Source organism: Pararhodobacter marinus, assembly GCF_003122215.1.
GTDB classification, from domain to species: Bacteria; Pseudomonadota; Alphaproteobacteria; order Rhodobacterales; family Rhodobacteraceae; genus Pararhodobacter; species Pararhodobacter marinus.
Genome location: NZ_QEYD01000002.1, coordinates 178,614 through 196,904, shown reverse-complemented (window position 1 = coordinate 196,904; position 18,291 = coordinate 178,614). Strand labels below are relative to the sequence as shown.

The window sequence follows — 18,291 nt, the reverse complement described above, 5'->3', positions numbered from 1 at the left end:
GCATCGTGTCCGCGCCGGGTGCGGAAGGTCAAGGGCGCGCGCTCAGATCCCCGGCGGCAGCGCGCCTTTCAACACCATCGGCAGTCCGGCGGCGGTGAAGACCACGGTATCGGCCATGGCCGCGATGCGCTGGTTGCAGCGCCCGGCATGGTCGCGGAACGCCCGGGCCAGCGCGTTGTCGGGGACGATGCCAAGCCCGACCTCGTTTGCCACCAGAACGGTCGGGCCGGGGCGTCCCTGCAGCGCGTCGATCAGGCCCCCGACCTGCTGGTCGATGGCATGCTCGGCCAACAGGTGATTGGTCAGCCAGAGCGTCAGGCAGTCGATCAGCACCGGGCGCGCGGGATCCAGATCCGTCAGCGCGCCGGACAGGTCGAGGGGCGCCTCGACGGTTTCCCAGCCCTGCCCGTCCCGCTGCGCCCTATGCTGCGCGATGCGCGCGCGCATCTCGTCATCCCAGGCCTGCGCGGTGGCGATATAGACCGGCGCACCGCCCGCCCGCAGCACGACGCGCTCGGCCAGCGCGCTTTTGCCAGAGCGCGCGCCGCCCAGAACCAGCGTCACGGCGCGGGCCATGCGAGCCTCCGCCAATGGCCGAATTCGGTCTGCGCGTCCCAGCCATCCGACTGCCCCGACAGCGCCAGCGCGGCCTTGATGACGCCCGCATGGGTGACAACAAGCGCCGGCACCGGCCCCTCGGCCACGGCATCGAGCCCCGCGCGTGTGCGCTCGCGCAGGTCGCGCACGCTTTCGCCGCCATGCGGGCGCGCATCAAGAAAGTCGTCGCGCCACGCGTCGATCTCGGGGCGCGGGATCTCGGACCAGGCAATGCCCTCCCACCGGCCGAAATCCATCTCGACGAAGCGGGTATCGGTTTCGACCGGCAGGCCCCGCGCCTCGGCAATGGCACGGGCCAGACGCTGACAGCGCGACAGGGGGGAAGAGAGGATGCGCTCAACGGGCGGGAGTTCGGCGGCGATGCGGATCGCCGTGTCGTCGAAACATTCCGCCAGCCCCAGATCGGTGCGACCGTAACAGGTGCCCTCGATCACATCGGGCTTCGTGTGCCGCAAGAGAATCACAGACATGCCAGCAGCCCCAGAAGAAAGCCCAGATCGCCCAGAGCCTGGGACGCGCCAAGGGTGTCGCCGGTGATGCCGCGCAGCCGCGCCACCGCCCAGCCCCGGATCGCCAACTGCGCGACGACAAGCCCCGCAAGACCGCCCAGGACCGCCCAGCCCAGCGTGACGGCGGTGATGACTATGGCAAGCGCCACGGCCCCGATCAGCGCCCAGCGATGTGCCCCCATCGGGCCGGTCATCCCGGTCGCGGCGCCCGTGGCGCGGACATAGGGCCCGCGCCGCAGCATCAGCGTCATGCCCGCGCGGCTGAGCGCCTGCCCGGCGATCAGCGCCACCGGCGCGCCCAGTCCCAGCGCGGCCAGCGCCGCCACCCGCGCAGCCAGCACGATGCCAAGCGCGATGGCGCCGAAACTGCCGATCCGGCTGTCGCGCATGATCTCGAGCGCGCGTTCGGTCGGGCGGCCCGAGCCGAGACCGTCGAACGTATCGGCCAGCCCGTCCTCGTGCAGCGCGCCGGTCATCATGAGCAACGCCACGACGGCGGCCAAGGCGGCCAGAACCGGCGGCCAGACGCAGGCGGCGAGCCACCAGATCCCGGCCGAGGCGATGCCCAGCCCCAGCCCCACCGCGGTGAACCATGCGGGTGCGCGGGCGAAATCCGCGCTGTCGAGCGGCCCGGCCGGTAGCCGGGTCAGGAAGGCCAGCGCGGCGCGGGCTGCGCGCACCGGATCAACCGGCGCTCGAGACGCCGGCGGTCTCGAAGCTGGCCATGTCGGTCATCATCGCCGCTGCGGCCTTCAGAAGCGGCCAGGCCAGCAGCGCGCCCGTCCCCTCGCCCAACCGCATGTCGAGCGACAGAAGCGGATCGGCCTCCAGCTCTTCCAGAACGACTCGGTGGCCCGATTCGTGCGAGCGATGGGCGAAGACCAGCGCGCGCCGGGTCTCGGGCTGCAGCTTGGTGGCCAGAAGCGCCGCGACACTGGCGATGAAGCCGTCGACGATCACCACGCGGTTTTCGCGCGCGGTCTCGATCATCGCGCCCGCCATCATGACGATCTCGAACCCGCCATATTCGGCCATTGCCTGTTCCGGGCTCAGCGCGCCGGTGCGCGCGGCGGCGCGGGTCAGGATGTCGAGCTTGCGGTCAAGCCCGGCATCGTCCAGCCCGGTGCCCCGCCCGACCAGCCCGGCCAGCGGGCGGCCCGTCAGCTTGTGCGCCAGCGCGGCGGCCGTGGCAGTGTTGGCGATGCCCATCTCGCCGAAGGCCAGCGCCTCGCCCGTCGCCGCATGGGCAACGCCCGCGCCGTGATCGAGCGCCTGCTGCGCCTGTTCGGAGCTCATCGCCGGGCCGTCGAGGAAATTCGCGGTGCCCGCGGCGATGCGACGGTCGATAAGCTGCGGATGCTCGATCCGCTCGCCCGCAACGCCCGCATCCACCACCTGCAGCGCCACGCCGTTGACGGCGGCGAAGACATTGGCGGCGGCACCGCCCGCCAGAAAATTCATCACCATCTGCGGCGTCACTTCCTGCGGGAAGGCCGACACGCCGGTCGCGGCGATGCCGTGATCGGCGGCGAAGATGGTCAGTGTGCATTGCGTCATGCGGGGCGCGTCGGTCCCCTGCAAAAGCGCGATCTGCTCGGCCAGGGTCTCGATCCGGCCAAGCGCGCCCAGCGGCTTGGTCTTGGTGTCGATCACGTGGCGGATACGGGCGGCAAGCGGGTTTGTCACGGCAAGGTCCGATCTTGGGATATCGGCGCCTTTCCTAGCAGTCCGCGCGCGCGGTGCAAGGACCACGCGCGACGGGTCAGGCCCGGGAGGCGACCTGCCGGGCAGAGGCAGGCGCAGCGGGAGACGCAGGAGGCTGCCTGCCCGACTGGCGCGAGAGCTGGCCCGCGATGGTCTCGCTCAGATCCTTCAGCGAAAAGGGTTTGCCCAGGAAAATCGCGCCCGGGATGCCGCTGATCGTGGCGCGCAGCGCGTCCTCGGTGTAACCCGACACGAACAGCACGGGCGTGCCGGGCCGGTTCTCGAGCGCCTTGGCCACCCAGCCCGGCCCGTCGATCCCCGGCATCACCACGTCCGAGACGAAGAGATCGACGCGCAGGCCCGGATCCTGCAGGAAATCGAGCGCCTGTTCGCCGTCCTGCGCCTCGAACACCTGATAGCCCTGCAGGCGAAGCGCGCGCGCCGCGAAGGCACGGACGGGGGCCTCGTCCTCGACCAGAAGGATCGCGCCGCCGCCACGCGGCGCCCCCGGGGCCCTCACGCGCGGTTTCAGGGCGGGATCTGTCGGCGCGCGGGGCCGCGGGGCCGGACCCGTGGCTGCGGTATCCGTGGTGGCGGGCATCTCTTCGGCCACGCGGTCGAGAGCGGCCAGCGTGTCATGCACCGACAGGCCGTGCCCGGCATCGAGATCGTCATGTGTCTCGGAAAGCGTCGCGGCCCCTGCGGGCCGCGGATCGCGCCGGACCGCGGGCCGCTCACCGATGGCGCCGAAATACAGCGTGAAGGTCGTGCCCGCCCCCTCGACGGAGTCCGCAAAGATGTAGCCGCCCATCTGCTTGACGATGCCATAGGCCGTGGACAGGCCCAGCCCGGTGCCCTCTCCCAGTTTCTTGGTGGTGAAGAACGGTTCGAATATCTTGTCGATCACCGAGGGCGCGATGCCGAATCCCTGATCGATGACATGGATCAGGACGTAATCGCCTTCGGGCAGCCGCGCGCGTCCGACATCCGTTTCGCGGGCGAGATGCCGGATCTCGGTCTCGATCCGGATCGTGCCGCCCATCGGCATCGCATCGCGGGCATTGACCACAAGGTTGAGGATCACCTGTTCGAGCTGCCGCTTGTCGGCGCGGATCGCGCCGACATCGGGGTGGTGGCGCAGGTCGAGATTGATACGCTCGCCCACCAGCCGGGTCAGCAGATGGGTCAGGTCTTCAAGCAGATTCTCGACGCCGACGATTTCGGGGGTGAGCGACTGCTTGCGCGAAAAGGCCAGAAGCTGGCGCACCAGCGCTGCGGCGCGGTTGGTGTTCTGGTGGATCTGCAACAGATCGCTGTAATCGGGATCGAACCGGTCGCGGTTGAGCAGAAGCAGGTCGCAATGACCGGCAATCGCGGTCAGCAGGTTGTTGAAATCATGCGCGATTCCGCCTGCAAGCTGACCGATCGCCTGCATCTTCTGGCTTTGCACGAACCGCGCTTCCAGCGTCTTGAGTTCGGTCGCGTCCGAAATCACCGCCACCAGCGCGCCGCTGTCGGGCCCGTCCTGCGCACGCCGCAGGATGATCTGCACGAAGGTTTCCTGTTCCCTGAGCGTCACGCGCAGCACTTCGGGCCGGCCAAGCGCCCGGCCCAGCCGCGCATCGTCGAGCCAGTCGTTGACCGGGCGCCCCAGCCCCTCGACCACCTCCGAGAACCAGGGCCGCGCATCGGGTTCGAGCCCCAGAAGCGAGCGGGCATGGCGATTGCCCTGTCCGACGCGACCGTCGGGGCCGATCTGCAACAGCGCCACGGGAATGTCTTCGAAGGCGGATGCGTGCGGCGCGGCTTGGCTGTCGGTTCCGGCCGGGAGTGCCGGGAGAAGCAGCAGGTCGCGCCCGCCCGTTCCGCTGGCCGTATCCGACGCAAGCGGCACGGCCTGAAAGGTTCGTCCGTCGCGCAGGGTCAGCAACACTGGCAAAGATTCGGCGCCGCCTGTCTCTGCGCCGCGCCGATCGGGGCGCAGGTCCCCGCCCGGCGAATCGAGCCCCGCCAGAAGCGGTCCTGCCTGCGCCGCGTCGCAGCCCAGAAGCGTCAGCGCGGCAGGATTGGGATGCACGCCCTCGTCATCGACGGACAGGACCGCAAGCCCGAGCGCATCGACCGATCGCCCGCCGCCGCGTCGGATCGGGGCGAAGCGCCAGACCACGACGCCGTCGCCGAGCGCCCGCTCCACGCTATTGCAGGTGACGCGCAACCCGCCGCTCCGGCGCCAGAATTCGCGCGAGGCCGCGCCCCGCCGCGCGGTTTCGGCGAGGAGCGTGTCGCGCATGACCTCGGGCGAGACGCACCAGCCCCGCATCCCGTCCACGGGATCGAGGGCCTGCGCCGCGCCTGCCTGATTCGCCGCGCAGACCGTCCCCTCGGGATCGGTGACAAGAACCGGATCGGGGTCGCTTTCCATCGCTTGGGCCAGCGCATCGCTGACGCGGGCGCGACGTTTTCGGCGGTGGCGCGCGCCAAGGGCCGCGATTAGTGCGAGCACCATGATGCTGATCGCCGCCACCGCGACGACCAGCGCCGCCACCGGCATCCCCGCCAGCGCCAGTCCCCCGCCGCAAACGGCCAGGAACAGCCCCAGGCCGCCCAGGATCTGTACCACAGGCACCAGCCTTGCCAACGCGGCGACCGCGAAAGCCGAAGCCGCACGGCCATCGCCCCCGCGCGGTTTTCGGGAGGCTTGCGAAACGAAAGAAACATGGTCTTCGGGCACGGACATGACGCGAGTGTCCTGCGATACCGTTAATGCACTCTTAACGGCTCACGATACCACCGAAGGTTGTTTTCCCCAAGCGCGTTGAGGCCTATTGCTTTCGCAACACGGCCAGAAAAAAGCCGTCCCCGCCGTCGAGTGGCGACAGGCGCAGGTCCGAAAGGCTTTGCCAGCCGGGATGACGCTTCAGAAAGGCCGCGACGCGCTCTTCGTTTTCGGCGCGCAGCATCGAGCAGGTGGCATAGCCCAGAATCCCGCCCGGCGCGGTCAGCGCCGCGCAGCGATCGAGGATCTGGTCCTGAATGCGCAGCAATTCGGCCAGACGCTCGGCGCTGAAGCGCCATTTCGCCTCGGGCGCGCGGCGCCAGCTGCCCGAGCCCGAACAGGGCGCATCGGCAAGGATCGCCTCCCACCCCCCCGCAGACACGTCGCCCAGAACCCTGATCCGGGCCCCGGCGCGCTCGGCTCGTGCGGGCAGGTCCGACATGCGGCGCGGATCGATGTCATGGGCCGAGACGGCCAGCCCCTCGGCCGCCAGCGCCAGCGCCTTGCCGCCGCCCCCCGCGCAGAAGTCCAGGACGCGCGAAGCCGCAAGCGCCTTGGCTTGGGCGGCGAAAGCCAGCGCCACGGCCTGGCTGGCCGCATCCTGCATCTCGATCTCGCCCTCGGCCAGGGCGGCCGAATTGCGCAGGCGGCGCGGATTGGCGGTCACCTCCAGCGCGGTCTCGGCCAGCGGATGGGGCCGCGTCTCGATCCCGTCGCCGGCCAGCCGGGCCGCGACGGCCTCTAGCGTCGTCCGGGCAGTGTTGACGCGCAGGAAGACCGGCGCGCGGTCCCGCATGCGCCGCAACACCGCTTCCGCCTGCGCGCCAAGGGCCGCGTCGACGTCAGGCAGCAACCAGTCGGGGCAATCGAGCGCGACGCCGCGCGGCAGATCCGGCAATGGCGCGGCCAGCAATGCGCGCTCGGCCTCGGACAGCGGCGCGGGCGCGTGCCCCTCGCCGTTCCAGGTCGACAGGTCCTGCCCTGCTTCGCGCGCAAGGCCCAGAAGCAACGCCCGCCCGCTTTCACCCTGCCCGAGGGCCGCGGCGGAACGCCGCCGGCGAACCGCCTGGAACACCAGATCGCGCACCGCCTCGCGGTCGCCGGAGCCCGCGAAACGGCTCGCGCGCGCCCAGTTGGTCAGCGCGGCTTCAAGCGGCTGGCCCTCGAGCCAGCGGTCAAGGAGGGTTATCGCGGCGGCGTCACGCGCGGCAGGGGTCATGGGCGGCTCCGGTCGGTTGCCCCCCACATGCGGCAGCCTGCCCGGCTTGGCAAGGGCCGAGCGGGCCACGATCGGGACCCAAGTGGCGGCCGCAAGGGCGTTCACCGGCTTGCGCCGCCCTGCCCGCCCCACTAGCGTGCGCGCGACCTCTCGACGGAAACGGACCCGTGACGCTTCTCTTCCTGCTTGGCGCGCTGGCGCTGACCTTCGCGCTGGCCGCGCTTTTCGCCCGCCTCTTTGCAACCCCGCTTGCGCCCTATCCCCGCCGCAGCCGCCGCACGCTGACGCTGGCCGCGGCCTCGGGGATCGTGGGCGCGCTGGTCTGGGGGGCGGCGCTGCAAGGGAGCCTTGGCTGGGACGCGCCCGGACCGGCTGTCCGGCTCGCGGCGGCGATGGGGCTTTCGGCGGCGGCGGTGCTGGTCAGCGTGATGCAAGCCCCCTCGCCCGCGCGCCTCCGCTTCGGGCTGGGCGTCGTTGCCACGGGGCTGGCGCCGATGCTGGTGCTGATGGGGCTCTTTCACCGAGAGATCGCCGATTGGAGCCGCCCGGTGCCCTGGGTTCTGGCCGGCTTCGGGACGGTGCTGTCGGTCTGGGCGGTGCTGGAAATGCTGAAATCGAAAGACCTGCGCGCGGGGCGCAGACCGCAAGCCGCCGAGCGGGTCCTCTGGGCCGCGATGACTGCGCTGACGGGCCTGCTTGCGGCTTTGTGGATGCTCTGGCCCTGGGGGATCGGAACCGCGCTCTGGCCCTTTGCGGACCGGGTGGGCGCCAACGTACTTGCGGGCGCCGGGATGCTGGCGCTGTTCATGATGGGCTGGATGGCCCGCAACCGGATCGAACTGGGACGCCCGGCCGCTCTCGGGCACGCGGTTTTCGGCGCGTCCGGCCTTGGTGCGCTGACCTTCGGCATGGTGCAGGGGGCGCCTCTGCCGCTGGCTCTGACCGTCGCCCTTGGCGCTGCCACCGCCCTGGGCCTCTGGCGCGCCTTGCGGGCCTGACCCGCCTGCGCCCGCTTGCACCCCGGCCTCCCCTGCGGCACTCTGTCCGCGCCCAAGACGAGACACGCATGTCCCTGATCCTCAATCCCGCCTTCGCCCGGACCTTCGCGCCGCCGGTGATGGAAGCCCGGCGCTGGCTGAGCGAAACCACGCTGCCCGAGGGGCTGTCTCTGATGAACCTCTCGCAGGCCGCGCCGGTGGACCCGCCGCCCGCCTCCCTGCGGCAGGCCATGGCCCGGGCGATGGAGCAGGATCCCGAGGTGCATCTCTACGGCCCGGTGCTGGGCAATGCGCCGCTGCGCGAGCGTCTGGCGGCGCGGATCGCGGCGCTGTACGGTGGCACCGTCACCGCCCGTCAGGTCGCGCTGACCTCGGGCTGCAACCAGGCGTTCTGCGCCACCATCGCCACGCTGGCCGGGCCGGGCGACGCGGTGATCCTGGCCGCGCCCTGGTATTTCAACCATGTCATGTGGCTGTCGATGTCCGGGATCGAAGCCGTGGCGCTGCCGACCGGCGCCGACCTTCTGCCCGATCCGGACCATGCCGAGGCGCTGATCACCCCGCGCACCAGGGCGATCACGCTCGTGTCGCCCAACAATCCCGGCGGCGTGGAATACCCGCCCGCGCTGCTGGCCGCCTTCGCCGATCTCGCCCGCCGGCACGGGATCGCGCTGATCGTCGACGAGACGTACCGCGATTTCCACACCCAGGATGGCCCGCCACACGCGCTGTTCACCGATCCCGACTGGGACGAAAGCTTCATCCATCTCTACAGCTTCTCGAAAGCCTACCGGCTGACCGGCCACCGCGTCGGCGCCATCGCCGCCTCGCCCGCGCGGCTGGCCGAAATCGAGAAGTTCCTCGACACGGTGACGATCTGCGTCTCGGGGCCCGGGCAGATGGCCGCGCTCTGGGGGCTGGAGAACCTCGAAGACTGGCTCGCCGGGGAACGCGCCGAGATCCTGCGCCGCCGCGCCGCGATGTGTGAGGGGTTCGGGCAGATCGACGGCTGGGAGCTTCTGGGCTGCGGCGCCTATTTCGCCTATGCCCGCCACCCCTATGACGCGCCCTCGCCCGAGATGGCCAAGCGCCTCCTGGCGAAGGCTGGTGTCCTCATGCTGCCCGGCACGATGTTCCGGCCCGACGGCGACCCCGAGGGCGCCAGGGAAATGCGCATCGCCTTTGCCAATGCCGATGTCGGGCAGATCGGCACGTTGATGGAACGGCTTCGGGCGGCGCTCTGACCGGGGACGGTATGAGGGGACGTCCTGCCCCCGCTTGGCCTGCGGCCCCTTCACCCCCGAGGATATTTCGGATCACCGACGCGGCGTTGACGCACCCGTTGCCCGTCTCCTTGTTCCGGAAACATCCATGCGCGAGGTCAGGGTTTGGATCAGAGGGGAGGTCCGGAGGGGGCGCTTGCGTCCCCTCCGGGCGGGTGCGGGCGGCAGCCCGCCGGGCCGAGGGGGCTCGATGCCCCCGAGGCCCGGCCTATTCCGCGGCAAAGGTGAAAACCGGCTCCATCCCGTCAAGGATCTCCTGCGACAGGTGGCATTTGAGCTGCAGCCCGCCGCCCACGTCACGCAGCGGCGGCACCTCGGTTTCGCACAGATTGCCGGGGACCTGCGACTTCCACCGGCAGCGGGTCTGGAACGGGCAGCCGGGCGGCGGGTTCACCGCCGAGGGAATGTCGCCTTCCAGCACGATCCGCTTCTTCTCGATCCTCGTATCGGCGATCGGGACCGCCGAGAGCAGCGCCTCGGTATAGGGATGATAGGGCGGCGCGAAGACCTGTTCGGTCGTACCCAGTTCCACGACATGGCCCAGATACATCACCAGGACGCGGTCCGAGAGGTAGCGCACGATGCTCAGATCGTGCGAGATGAACAGCAGCGTCGTCTTGTTCTTGCGCTGGATATCCATCAGCAGTTCCGTCACCGCCGCCTGCACCGACACATCGAGCGCCGAGACCGGCTCGTCGGCGATCACCACCTTGGCATTGCCGGCGAAGGCGCGGGCGATGCCCACGCGCTGTTTCTGGCCGCCCGACAGCTGGCGCGGCATCCGCGTGGCGAATTCGCGCGGCAGCTTGACCAGGTCGAGCAGTTCCAGCATCCGCTGCTGGCGTTCCGCGTCGTTCTTCCCGACGCCGAAGATTTCCAGCGCGCGGACGATCTGGCGACCCACGCTCATCGACGGGTTGAGCGTGTCGAACGGGTTCTGGAACACCATCTGCAGCGATGACACGGTATCGGTGTTGCGCGCCTGGATCGGTGTCGACTGCACGTTCTCGTCGAACAGCATGATCTGCCCGCCGGTCGCCGTCTCGAGCCCCATCAGCACCTTGGCGAAGGTCGATTTTCCGCAGCCCGATTCGCCGACGATGGCCAGCGTTTCGCCCTCGCGCGCGTCGAAGCTCAGCGTCTCGTTGGCTTTCACCACCTTGGGATCGCCGCCCCGGAACAGGGTCGAGGCCGAGACCTCGTAATATTTCCGCACCTCCTGCATCTCCAGCACGACATCCCCGATCGGCGCGCGGGCTTCGCCGGTCTCCGCGGCGCGGCTTGCGCTCCAATCGATCTCGTCGATCCGCAGGCAGCGGCTGTCATGGCGCTCGTCCCCCGCGACCGGCACCATCGGGATCTCGCGCGCGTCGCAGCGCCCGGCTTCGAAATAGGTGCAGCGGGGGCCGAAATTGCACCCCGGCGGGCGTTCATGCGGCAGCGGGAAATTTCCGGGAATGGCTTGCAGCGGGCGCGCGGTCTTCGAGGCGCCGGGCAGCGGGATCGAGCGGAACAGCGCCTGCGTATAGGGGTGGCGCATCTTGTCGAACACGTCCTTGATGTCGCCCGTCTCGACCGCCTCGCCGGAATACATCACGGTGATGCGGTCGCAGACCTCCATCACCAGCCCGAGATTGTGTGAGATGAACAGCATCGACGTGCCGTATTTCTCGGCCAGCTCGCCCACCAGATCGACGATCCCCGCCTCGACCGTGACGTCGAGCGCAGTGGTGGGTTCGTCGAGGATCAGCAGCGCGGGCTTCGACATCAGCGCCATGGCGATTACGATGCGCTGCTGCTGACCGCCCGACAGCTGGTGCGGATAGGCGTCGAGGATGCGGTCGGGATCGGGCAGCCGGACATCGGCCACGACCTGCCGGGCGAGTTTCAGCGCCTCGGCGCGGGCCATCTTCTGATGGATCATCGGCACTTCGGCAAGCTGGGCGCCGATCTTCATCGCCGGGTTCAGCGACGCCATCGGTTCCTGGTAGATCATGGCGATTTCCGAGCCCCGGATCTTGCGCAACGCCTCCTGGCCCATATTGGTCAGGTCGCGGCCCTTGAAGCGGATCGTCCCGCCGGTGATGCGGCCGTTGACGCCCAGATCGCGCATCACCGCCAGCGCCACCGTGGATTTGCCGCAACCCGATTCCCCCACGAGGCCCATCGCCTCGCCCGCCATGACGCGGCAGGAGAAATCCATCACCGCCGGGATCTCGCGCAGGCGGGTGAAGAAGCTGATCGACAGGTTCTCGATCTCGAGGATCGGTTGGTTCGGGGTCCAGTCGCTCATGCGGGCTCTCCTGTGGCGGGTTCGGGAACCGGGGGTTTCACACCCCCGGACCCCCGTGGAGTATTTGGAACAGAGTGAAAGGGGCGCGCGGCCTCAATCCTTCAGGCTTTCTTCGCGCAACCCGTCGGCGAGCAGGTTGAGGCCCAGAACGAGGCTCATGAGGGCGATGGCCGGGACCAGCGCGGGATGCGGGTAGACCGTGAGCAGCCGGCGCCCGGCATTGATCGTCGAGCCCCAGTCGGGACTTTCGGGGCTGACGCCCAGCCCGAAGAAGCCGAGCGTGCCAAGGAGGATCGTGGTGTAGCCGATGCGCAGGCAGAAATCGACGATCAGCGGTCCGCGCGCATTGGGGAGGATTTCCCACAGCATGATGTACCACGGCCCCTCGCCCCGCGTCTGCGCGGCGGCGACGTAGTCGCGCGACTTGATGTCGAGCGTGATGCCGCGCACGATGCGGAACACGGTGGGCGCGTTGACGAAGACCACGGCGACGAAGACGTTGAGCAGGTTGGGCGACATCGACCAGAGGCCAACCGGGTCGGCATCGAAGACCAGACCGGCATAGGCCCAGACGCCCACAAGCAGCACCCCGCCCACATAGAGATTGCGTTTGGCGGGCTGGGTGAAGAAGCGCGCGTTGAGCAGGATGGTCACGAACAGGATCGGCACGAGGAACAAGATGCCTGCCATGACCGAGGGGATGATGGTTTCCTGGATCTCGGGCGCGACGAGGAGGAAGAACAGCAAGATGACGGGGAAGGCCAGCACCAGGTTGGCGAGGAAGGTCAGCCCGGTATCGAGCTTGCCGCCGAAATAGCCCGCGGGCAGGCCCAGCGTGATGCCGATCATGAACGAGATCATCGCCGCGAAGGGGGCGATGCGCAGCACCTCGCGCGCGCCCATCACCATGCGCGAAAACACGTCCCGCGCGAGGCTGTCGCCGCCCAGCAGATAATAGGGATAGAGATCTCGGGGATCGCGCAGCGCGCTGCCCGGCGGCTCGTTGCGCATGCCGCTGACCTGCGAGAGCGCGTCATGGGTGACGATGAGATCGGCGAAGAGCGCGGTGAAGAGCCAGAACAGGACGATCCCGAAGCCGATCATGCCGACCGTGGAATCGAAGAGTTTGCCGTAGAGGCCCAGACGGCGTTTGAACCGGATGGAAAGCGCGTAGGTCACCACCAGCGCCACCCAGACGGGCAGGAATTGCTGGGCCATGCGGGCGAGGATTTCGAACCAGTTGAGCGGGTCCATGGCGGGCTCTCCTTACGAAATCCGGATGCGGGGATTGAGATAGACATAGCCGATATCCGAGATCAGCTGCGTCACCAGCACCACCACGACCGCCACCACCGAGGCGGCGAGCAGAAGTTCGATATCGTTGTTCACGGCGGCCTCGTAGAGGGTCCAGCCGAAGCCCGGATAGGAAAACAGCACTTCCGAGATGACCACGCCGTTCAACAGCCACGGGATCTGCAGCATGATCACCGTGAATGGCGCGATCAGCGCGTTCCGGAGCGCGTGCCTGAGGACGATCTTCGAGAAGGCCACGCCTTTCAGCCGCGCGGTGCGGATATATTGCTGGGTCATCACCTCGGTCATCGAGGCACGGGTGATGCGCGCGACATAGCCCATGCCGTAGAGCGCGATGGTCAGCACCGGCAGGGTGAAGTTGGACAGGGTGATATCCTCGATGGCCGAGCGGGCATTGCCCTGAAACAGCACGCGCCCGTCGATCCAGCCCCATTCGGCGAGGATCGGCGAGATGCCCACGGTGGACGATGCCAGAAGGGCGATGAACAGCACGCCCGAGACGTATTCCGGCGTCGCGGTCGAGGCGATGGCGAAGGTCGAGAGCGTGCGGTCGGTGCGCGAGCCTTCACGCATCCCCGCGAGCACCCCCACGATCAGCGCCATCGGCACCATGACGATGAGCACCCACATCATCAGAAGCCCCGTCGCCCCCAGCCGCGCGGCGATGACATCGCTGACCTCGGCGCGGAACCGGGTGGAGAAGCCCCAGTCACCCTGGAGCAAGCCGCAACGCTCGCCTGCCGCATCGTCGGTGCCACGCAGGGCCACACAGCGGCCCGTGACGCTGCCATCCGCGTCGACCCGCACCCAGCCCGGCATCACGCCCAGCCATTCGCCATAGCGCACCAGCATCGGCTCGGCATAGCCGTTGCGTTCCAGCCAGCTCGTGACCTCGGCGTCGGACATGCGGCTGCCGGCCTGCGTCTTGGCCAGCGTTTCCAGCTTGGCGGGCATGTTGGTAAGCGCGAAGACCACGAAAGTCAGGCAGAGCGCGGTGACAAGCATCAGACCGATGCGCCGCAGGAGGAAAAGCAGCATGGCGTCTCCGATGGCGGGCCGCGATTATCAGGGAAGCCGGAGGCAGGGCGGCATCCGGGTGTCGCGGCGGCGAAGGAGGGAACCCTTGCGGGCAGGAAATGCGGGTCTGGAAACAGGGGGGCGCGCCGGAACCCGGCGCGCCCGAAGGGAAGATCAGCTCTTCCAGTACTTCACGTAATCGACGACGAAGGTCGGGTGCATTTCCGCACCATGAACGTTCTCGGCCGCGTTGCGGAAGATCGAGCGCCAATAGGGCTGAATGAGCACACCCTCTTCCTGCATGATGGTCTCGATCCGCGCCATCACCTCGCGGCGGGCATCGGCGTCGGCGATGCCGTTGGCCTCGTCGAGCAGGCTGTCGAACTCCTCGTTGGAGAAGGCCGTCTCGTTCCAGGCGCCACCGGTCCGGTAGGCGAGGTTGAGCACCTGAACCCCCAGCGGACGCATGTTCCACTCGGTGGCCGAGAACGGGTACTTGGTCCAGTCGTTCCAGAAGGTCGCACCCGGAAGGATCGTGCGGGTGATGTTGATGCCCGCATCCCGCATCTGGGCCGCCACCGCGTCGCAGGTCTCGGCCTGCCACGGCTCGTCAATCGAGATCAGTTCGAACTCGGTCGTGGCATGGCCCGCTTCCTCGAGCCGGGCCATCGCCGCCGCGGCGTCGGCCTCGATCGGCGGCAGCTCGGCATATTCGGGGTGGATCGGGCAGACATGATGGTTCTCGGCGACAATGCCCAGATCGTTGTAGCCCAGCTCCAGCACGATGGCGTTGTTGACCGCCTTCTGCAGCGCCAGACGCACGTCCTTGTTGTCGTAGGGCGCGTTGTCCTGGTTGAAGCGGACGGCGATGGTGGCGGCGGTCACCGCTTCCGAGCGCGGGTAGCCGATGGCATCGAAGATGTCGATGATATCGCCCTGCGCCTGATAGTTCAGGTCGATCTCGCCCGCCTCGGCGGCGGCGATCCACGATGCCGGATCGGTGCCCAGGTCGATGAATTCGATCCGGTCGAGATAGGCGCCGTTGCCCTCGTTCCACCAAGTGTGGTCGGGATTGCGCTCGACCACGGCGCCGATGCCCGGATCGTAGCTGACCGGCAGGTAGGGTCCGGTGCCGATCGGGTTGGCGACCGGGTCGTCGCCGGTAAAGGACGGATGCACGACCGCGGCCGGGTAATCGGCCATAGACACGATCAGCGCGATATCGGGGCTCGACAGGTTCAGCCGCACGGTCAGGTCATCGACGACCTCGACCGCGCCTTCGCGCATCGCGTCGTTTTCCATCAGCGAGCCCATGCGGCTGGCCATCGAGTTGCCCTCGACCGAGGCGTCGCACCAGCGCTCGATATTGTGGGCGACATCCGACGCGGTGAAGGGATCGCCGTTGTTCCAGGTCACGCCGGGACGGACATGCAGCGTATAGGTCGTCGCGTCGTCAGAGGCTTCCCAGCTTTCCAGCAGCACCGGCTGCAGCGAGCCGTCGCGCTGGTAGTCGACCAGGTATTCAAGCCAGCCGCGGCAGGCATTGGCCAGCTCGGACCAGTCCCAGGTGCGCGGGTCGCGCTGCGCCTTGATCGCCATCTGCATCCGCAGCGTGCCGCCCATCTGCGGCTCCTGGGCATGGGCTTCGGGCGCGGCGAGGCCCAGAAGACCATAGGCCGCCGGAACCGCCACGCCGAGCGCGGTCGCGCGGGTCAGAAATTCCCGACGATCGAGTTTGCCCGCCGCGCATTCCCGCGCGTACATCTCGGCCACGGGATGCCGAACAGCCTCCCGCTTCGCGTGAAGATCTTTCATGGTTCAACTCCCTGTTGGCTCGGATTCTTTGCGCGGTCATGTCGCTGGTCCGAATTAGCTCATGCGGCCCAAAGGTCACGCGTCACACCGCCTTAAAAGCGACACCCTACCATCCAAACGCGACAGGGCCCGAGTTTCAACCGAATTTTCCCTCGACGGCGGCGCGGTTTCAGGCCGGGCGCGCGCGGGACGCCGGCGGCGCACGAGCTGCCCCGCGCGCCTCAGTCGCGCGGCGCGCCGCCCTGAAAGGCATTCGCGGCGGTGTAGTCGCAGGGCGCTTCCTGCATCTGCAGGTGGAGCGCATCGCCGTCATAGGCCTGCGCCCGCGCAAGGTCCTCGTCGAACGCGATGCCCAGCCCCGGCGCGGTCGGCACGGTGATATAGCCGTCCTCGACCACCAGCGACTCGCGCGTCAGCGCGCGATGGAAGGCGCCGCCGGTCTGGATGCTTTCGACCAGCAGCAGGTTGGGCAGGGTCGCGCCCAACTGGACATTCGCGGCCCATTCCACCGGTCCGGCATAGAGATGCGGTGCCACCTGCGCGCCGAACGCCTCGGCCATGGCGGCGATCTTCTTCGTCTCCAGGATCCCGCCCGAACGGCCCAGCGCCGGCTGCAGGATCGACGCCCCGCCCGAGCGCAAGAGCGTGCCGAATTCGGCCTTGGTCGTCATCCGCTCGCCCGTCGCCAGCGGGATGCGCACCGCCTGCGCCACCTGGGCGAAGTCGAGCAGGTTGTCGGGCGGGATGGGCTCTTCGAACCAGAGCGGGCTGTAAGGCTCAAGCGCCTGTCCCAGCCGGATCGCGCCCGAGGGCGTGAACTGCCCGTGCGTGCCGAACAGAAGGTCCGCGCTGTTGCCCACCGCCTTGCGGATCGCCGCACACATCCGCACGCTCAGGTCGATATCCCACATCGCCGGCTGATGCCCGCCATGGATCGTGTAGGGCCCCGCCGGATCGAACTTGATCGCGGTGAAGCCCTGCGCGACCGCCGCGCGCGCGGATTCGGCCTGCATCTCGGGCGAGGACCAGAAATCGCGCGCCTCCATCCCGTCCAGCGGGTAAAGATAGGTATAGGCCCTGAGCCGTTCGTTCAGCCGGCCGCCCAGCAGGGCATGGACCGGCTGGCCCAGCGCCTTGCCCCACAGATCCCAGCAGGCGATTTCCAGCCCCGAGAAGGCGCCCATCACCGTCAGGTCCGGGCGCTGCGTGAAACCCGAGGAATAGACCCGGCGGAACATCGTCTCGATATTGGCGGGCGCCTCGCCCTGCATGTGGCGCGCGAAGACATCCTCGATCACTGCGACCATTGCCCTGGGACCGACCGAGGCCGCGTAGACCTCGCCATAGCCGCTGATGCCGTTATCGGCGGTCAGCTTGACGATCAGCCAATAGCGCCCGCCCCAGCCCGGGGGCGGCGTGCCCACGACGAAGATCTCGAGATCCTGCAGTTTCATCGCACCCTCTCTGACGGAAATGCCCGCCGATACCGCGCCCGGATCTTGCCCCTCCGGCCTGTTACCGCGCCATGACGATCACGTTGCGGCGAACATGGCCCTGCCGGGCATCGGCGATGGCCTGATTGATCTCCTCAAAGGCGTAGCGCGCGGTGATCAGCTCTTCCAGCTTCAGCCGCCCCTGCCGCCACATCTCGACCAGATAGGGGATGTCGCGCTGCACCACGGTCGCGCCCATGAAACTGCCGCGATAGCTCTGGGCGGTGACGGCGGCGATGACCGGCTCGACCTCCATCTTCGCACCCGAGGGCGGCATCCCCACCATGACCACCTGCCCCCCCTTGCAGGCCAGCGAGGCCGCCTGGTTATAGGCAGCAACCGCGCCCACGGCGACCATCACATGCTCGGCCCCCTGCCCCTCGGTCAGCGCCATGACGGCCTTGCGCAGCCCCTTCATGTCGGCCCGCAACACATCCGTCGCCCCGAATTCCTTCGCGGCGTCCAGCTTTTCCTCGGCGAGATCCACGGCGATGATCTTGCCCGCCCCGGCCAGCCGCGCGCCCTGAATGGCGTTGAGCCCGACGCCCCCCGCGCCGATCACCACCACGTTCTCACCCGCCCTGACGCCCGCGGTGTTGATCACCGCACCGGTGCCGGTGATCACCCCGCAGGCCAGAAGCGCACCCAGCTCCATCGGCAGGTCGTCGGGCACCTTCGCCACCTGGCTGGCATGAACCACGCAGGCCTCGGCAAAGGCGCCGGTATCGAGCCCGTGCTCGACCACGCTGCCATCGGGCAGGCTGAGCACGCCGTTGGCCCGGTTGTAGCGCGTGGCGCAGAGATAGGGCTTGCCCAGGCGGCAGGCGCGGCATTGCCCGCAGGCGCGGATCATCGTCACCACGACCGCATCGCCCACACAAAGCCCCTGCACCCCCTCGCCCAGGGCGGTGATCCGCCCGGCGGCCTCGTGTCCATAGACCGCAGGAAGCTGGCTGTGCCATATCCCGTCGAGATAGCCGATATCGGAATGGCAGATCGCCACGGCCTCGATCCCGACCTGCACCTCGCCCGGCCCCGGTGCCCTGAGCACGACCTCCTCGATCGTCAGCGGCTGACCAAAGTCCCGACAGATTGCAGCTTTCATGACTCGTTCTCCCCCCGGTTTCGCCTCAGAGAACACACCCGGCGCGTCCGGAGCAAGCCCGCCCTTGCGTCGCGCAGCGCCCGCACGGATCCCTGCAGGCATCAGGGGGGCTCTCTGCCCCCCTCTTGGCCGAAGACCAGTTCTCTC

14 protein-coding genes are annotated in these 18,291 nt (G+C 68.6%); 2 read left to right on the top strand and 12 right to left on the bottom strand.

Translation table 11 applies throughout. The features are described 5' to 3' along the window. Positions 1–42 precede the first annotated feature (42 nt). From cobU to C4N9_RS03500, 6 genes are all read right to left on the bottom strand, one after another. The gene (gene cobU, locus C4N9_RS03525) at positions 43–576 is read right to left on the bottom strand and encodes a bifunctional adenosylcobinamide kinase/adenosylcobinamide-phosphate guanylyltransferase (RefSeq protein ID WP_210403975.1); all 534 of its coding nucleotides are present in this window, start codon (positions 574–576) and stop codon (positions 43–45) included. Then, complete coding sequence (gene cobC, locus C4N9_RS03520; RefSeq protein WP_109531916.1) at positions 561–1,088, bottom strand: alpha-ribazole phosphatase family protein; 528 nt, start codon at positions 1,086–1,088, stop codon at positions 561–563. The genes cobU and cobC overlap by 16 nt, the downstream gene beginning before the upstream one ends. After that, the gene (gene cobS, locus C4N9_RS03515) at positions 1,079–1,807 is read right to left on the bottom strand and encodes an adenosylcobinamide-GDP ribazoletransferase (RefSeq protein ID WP_109531915.1); all 729 of its coding nucleotides are present in this window, start codon (positions 1,805–1,807) and stop codon (positions 1,079–1,081) included. Before cobS ends, cobC begins: the two co-directional genes overlap by 10 nt. Before the next feature lie 4 nt (positions 1,808–1,811). Beyond that, entirely contained in the window at positions 1,812–2,813 is a 1,002-nt protein-coding gene (gene cobT, locus C4N9_RS03510) for a nicotinate-nucleotide--dimethylbenzimidazole phosphoribosyltransferase (RefSeq protein WP_210403974.1), read from the bottom strand. A 76-nt stretch (positions 2,814–2,889) separates the two neighbouring features. Continuing rightward, positions 2,890–5,451, bottom strand: a complete 2,562-nt coding sequence (locus C4N9_RS03505; RefSeq protein ID WP_146195115.1) for a hybrid sensor histidine kinase/response regulator — start codon at positions 5,449–5,451, stop codon at positions 2,890–2,892. A 202-nt stretch (positions 5,452–5,653) separates the two neighbouring features. Next, positions 5,654–6,826, bottom strand: a complete 1,173-nt coding sequence (locus tag C4N9_RS03500) for an RsmB/NOP family class I SAM-dependent RNA methyltransferase (RefSeq protein WP_109531913.1) — start codon at positions 6,824–6,826, stop codon at positions 5,654–5,656. A 167-nt stretch (positions 6,827–6,993) separates the two neighbouring features. On the opposite strand from C4N9_RS03500, the gene C4N9_RS03495 reads away from it, so the two are divergent. Both C4N9_RS03495 and C4N9_RS03490 read left to right on the top strand, forming a co-directional pair. Continuing rightward, positions 6,994–7,824 carry a hypothetical protein gene (locus C4N9_RS03495; RefSeq protein ID WP_109531912.1) on the top strand — a complete coding sequence of 277 codons (831 nt, stop codon included), beginning with the start codon at positions 6,994–6,996 and terminating at the stop codon, positions 7,822–7,824. Positions 7,825–7,892: 68 nt separating this feature from the next. Next, complete coding sequence (locus tag C4N9_RS03490; protein ID WP_109531911.1) at positions 7,893–9,068, top strand: aminotransferase; 1,176 nt, start codon at positions 7,893–7,895, stop codon at positions 9,066–9,068. A 247-nt stretch (positions 9,069–9,315) separates the two neighbouring features. Here C4N9_RS03490 and C4N9_RS03485 read toward each other — a convergent pair whose 3' ends face one another. From C4N9_RS03485 to C4N9_RS03460, 6 genes are all read right to left on the bottom strand, one after another. Continuing rightward, a complete protein-coding gene (locus C4N9_RS03485; protein WP_109531910.1) occupies positions 9,316–11,400 on the bottom strand; it encodes a dipeptide ABC transporter ATP-binding protein in 2,085 nt (694 codons plus the stop codon). 93 nt (positions 11,401–11,493) lie between these two features. Then, on the bottom strand, positions 11,494–12,654 hold the full coding sequence (locus tag C4N9_RS03480; protein WP_109531909.1) for an ABC transporter permease: 1,161 nt from the start codon (positions 12,652–12,654) through the stop codon (positions 11,494–11,496). Between the two features lie 12 nt (positions 12,655–12,666). After that, positions 12,667–13,752, bottom strand: a complete 1,086-nt coding sequence (locus tag C4N9_RS03475; protein ID WP_109531908.1) for an ABC transporter permease — start codon at positions 13,750–13,752, stop codon at positions 12,667–12,669. A 153-nt stretch (positions 13,753–13,905) separates the two neighbouring features. After that, positions 13,906–15,546 carry an ABC transporter substrate-binding protein gene (locus C4N9_RS03470; protein WP_245902442.1) on the bottom strand — a complete coding sequence of 547 codons (1,641 nt, stop codon included), beginning with the start codon at positions 15,544–15,546 and terminating at the stop codon, positions 13,906–13,908. Positions 15,547–15,767: 221 nt separating this feature from the next. Beyond that, a complete protein-coding gene (locus tag C4N9_RS03465) occupies positions 15,768–17,000 on the bottom strand; it encodes a mandelate racemase/muconate lactonizing enzyme family protein (RefSeq protein ID WP_109531907.1) in 1,233 nt (410 codons plus the stop codon). Between the two features lie 61 nt (positions 17,001–17,061). Continuing rightward, on the bottom strand, positions 17,062–18,144 hold the full coding sequence (locus C4N9_RS03460) for a zinc-binding dehydrogenase (protein WP_109531906.1): 1,083 nt from the start codon (positions 18,142–18,144) through the stop codon (positions 17,062–17,064). Between the last annotated feature and the right edge of the window lie 147 nt (positions 18,145–18,291).

Coding starts and splice junctions, on each gene's coding strand:
- cobU (WP_210403975.1), bottom strand. CDS start 576: ATGGCCCGCGCCGTGACGCTGGTTCTGGGCGGCGCGCGCTCTGGCAAA.
- cobC (WP_109531916.1), bottom strand. CDS start 1,088: ATGTCTGTGATTCTCTTGCGGCACACGAAGCCCGATGTGATCGAGGGC.
- C4N9_RS03500 (WP_109531913.1), bottom strand. CDS start 6,826: ATGACCCCTGCCGCGCGTGACGCCGCCGCGATAACCCTCCTTGACCGC.
- C4N9_RS03490 (WP_109531911.1), top strand. CDS start 7,893: ATGTCCCTGATCCTCAATCCCGCCTTCGCCCGGACCTTCGCGCCGCCG.
- C4N9_RS03485 (WP_109531910.1), bottom strand. CDS start 11,400: ATGAGCGACTGGACCCCGAACCAACCGATCCTCGAGATCGAGAACCTG.
- C4N9_RS03480 (WP_109531909.1), bottom strand. CDS start 12,654: ATGGACCCGCTCAACTGGTTCGAAATCCTCGCCCGCATGGCCCAGCAA.
- C4N9_RS03475 (WP_109531908.1), bottom strand. CDS start 13,752: ATGCTGCTTTTCCTCCTGCGGCGCATCGGTCTGATGCTTGTCACCGCG.
- C4N9_RS03470 (WP_245902442.1), bottom strand. CDS start 15,546: ATGAAAGATCTTCACGCGAAGCGGGAGGCTGTTCGGCATCCCGTGGCC.
- C4N9_RS03465 (WP_109531907.1), bottom strand. CDS start 17,000: ATGAAACTGCAGGATCTCGAGATCTTCGTCGTGGGCACGCCGCCCCCG.
- C4N9_RS03460 (WP_109531906.1), bottom strand. CDS start 18,144: ATGAAAGCTGCAATCTGTCGGGACTTTGGTCAGCCGCTGACGATCGAG.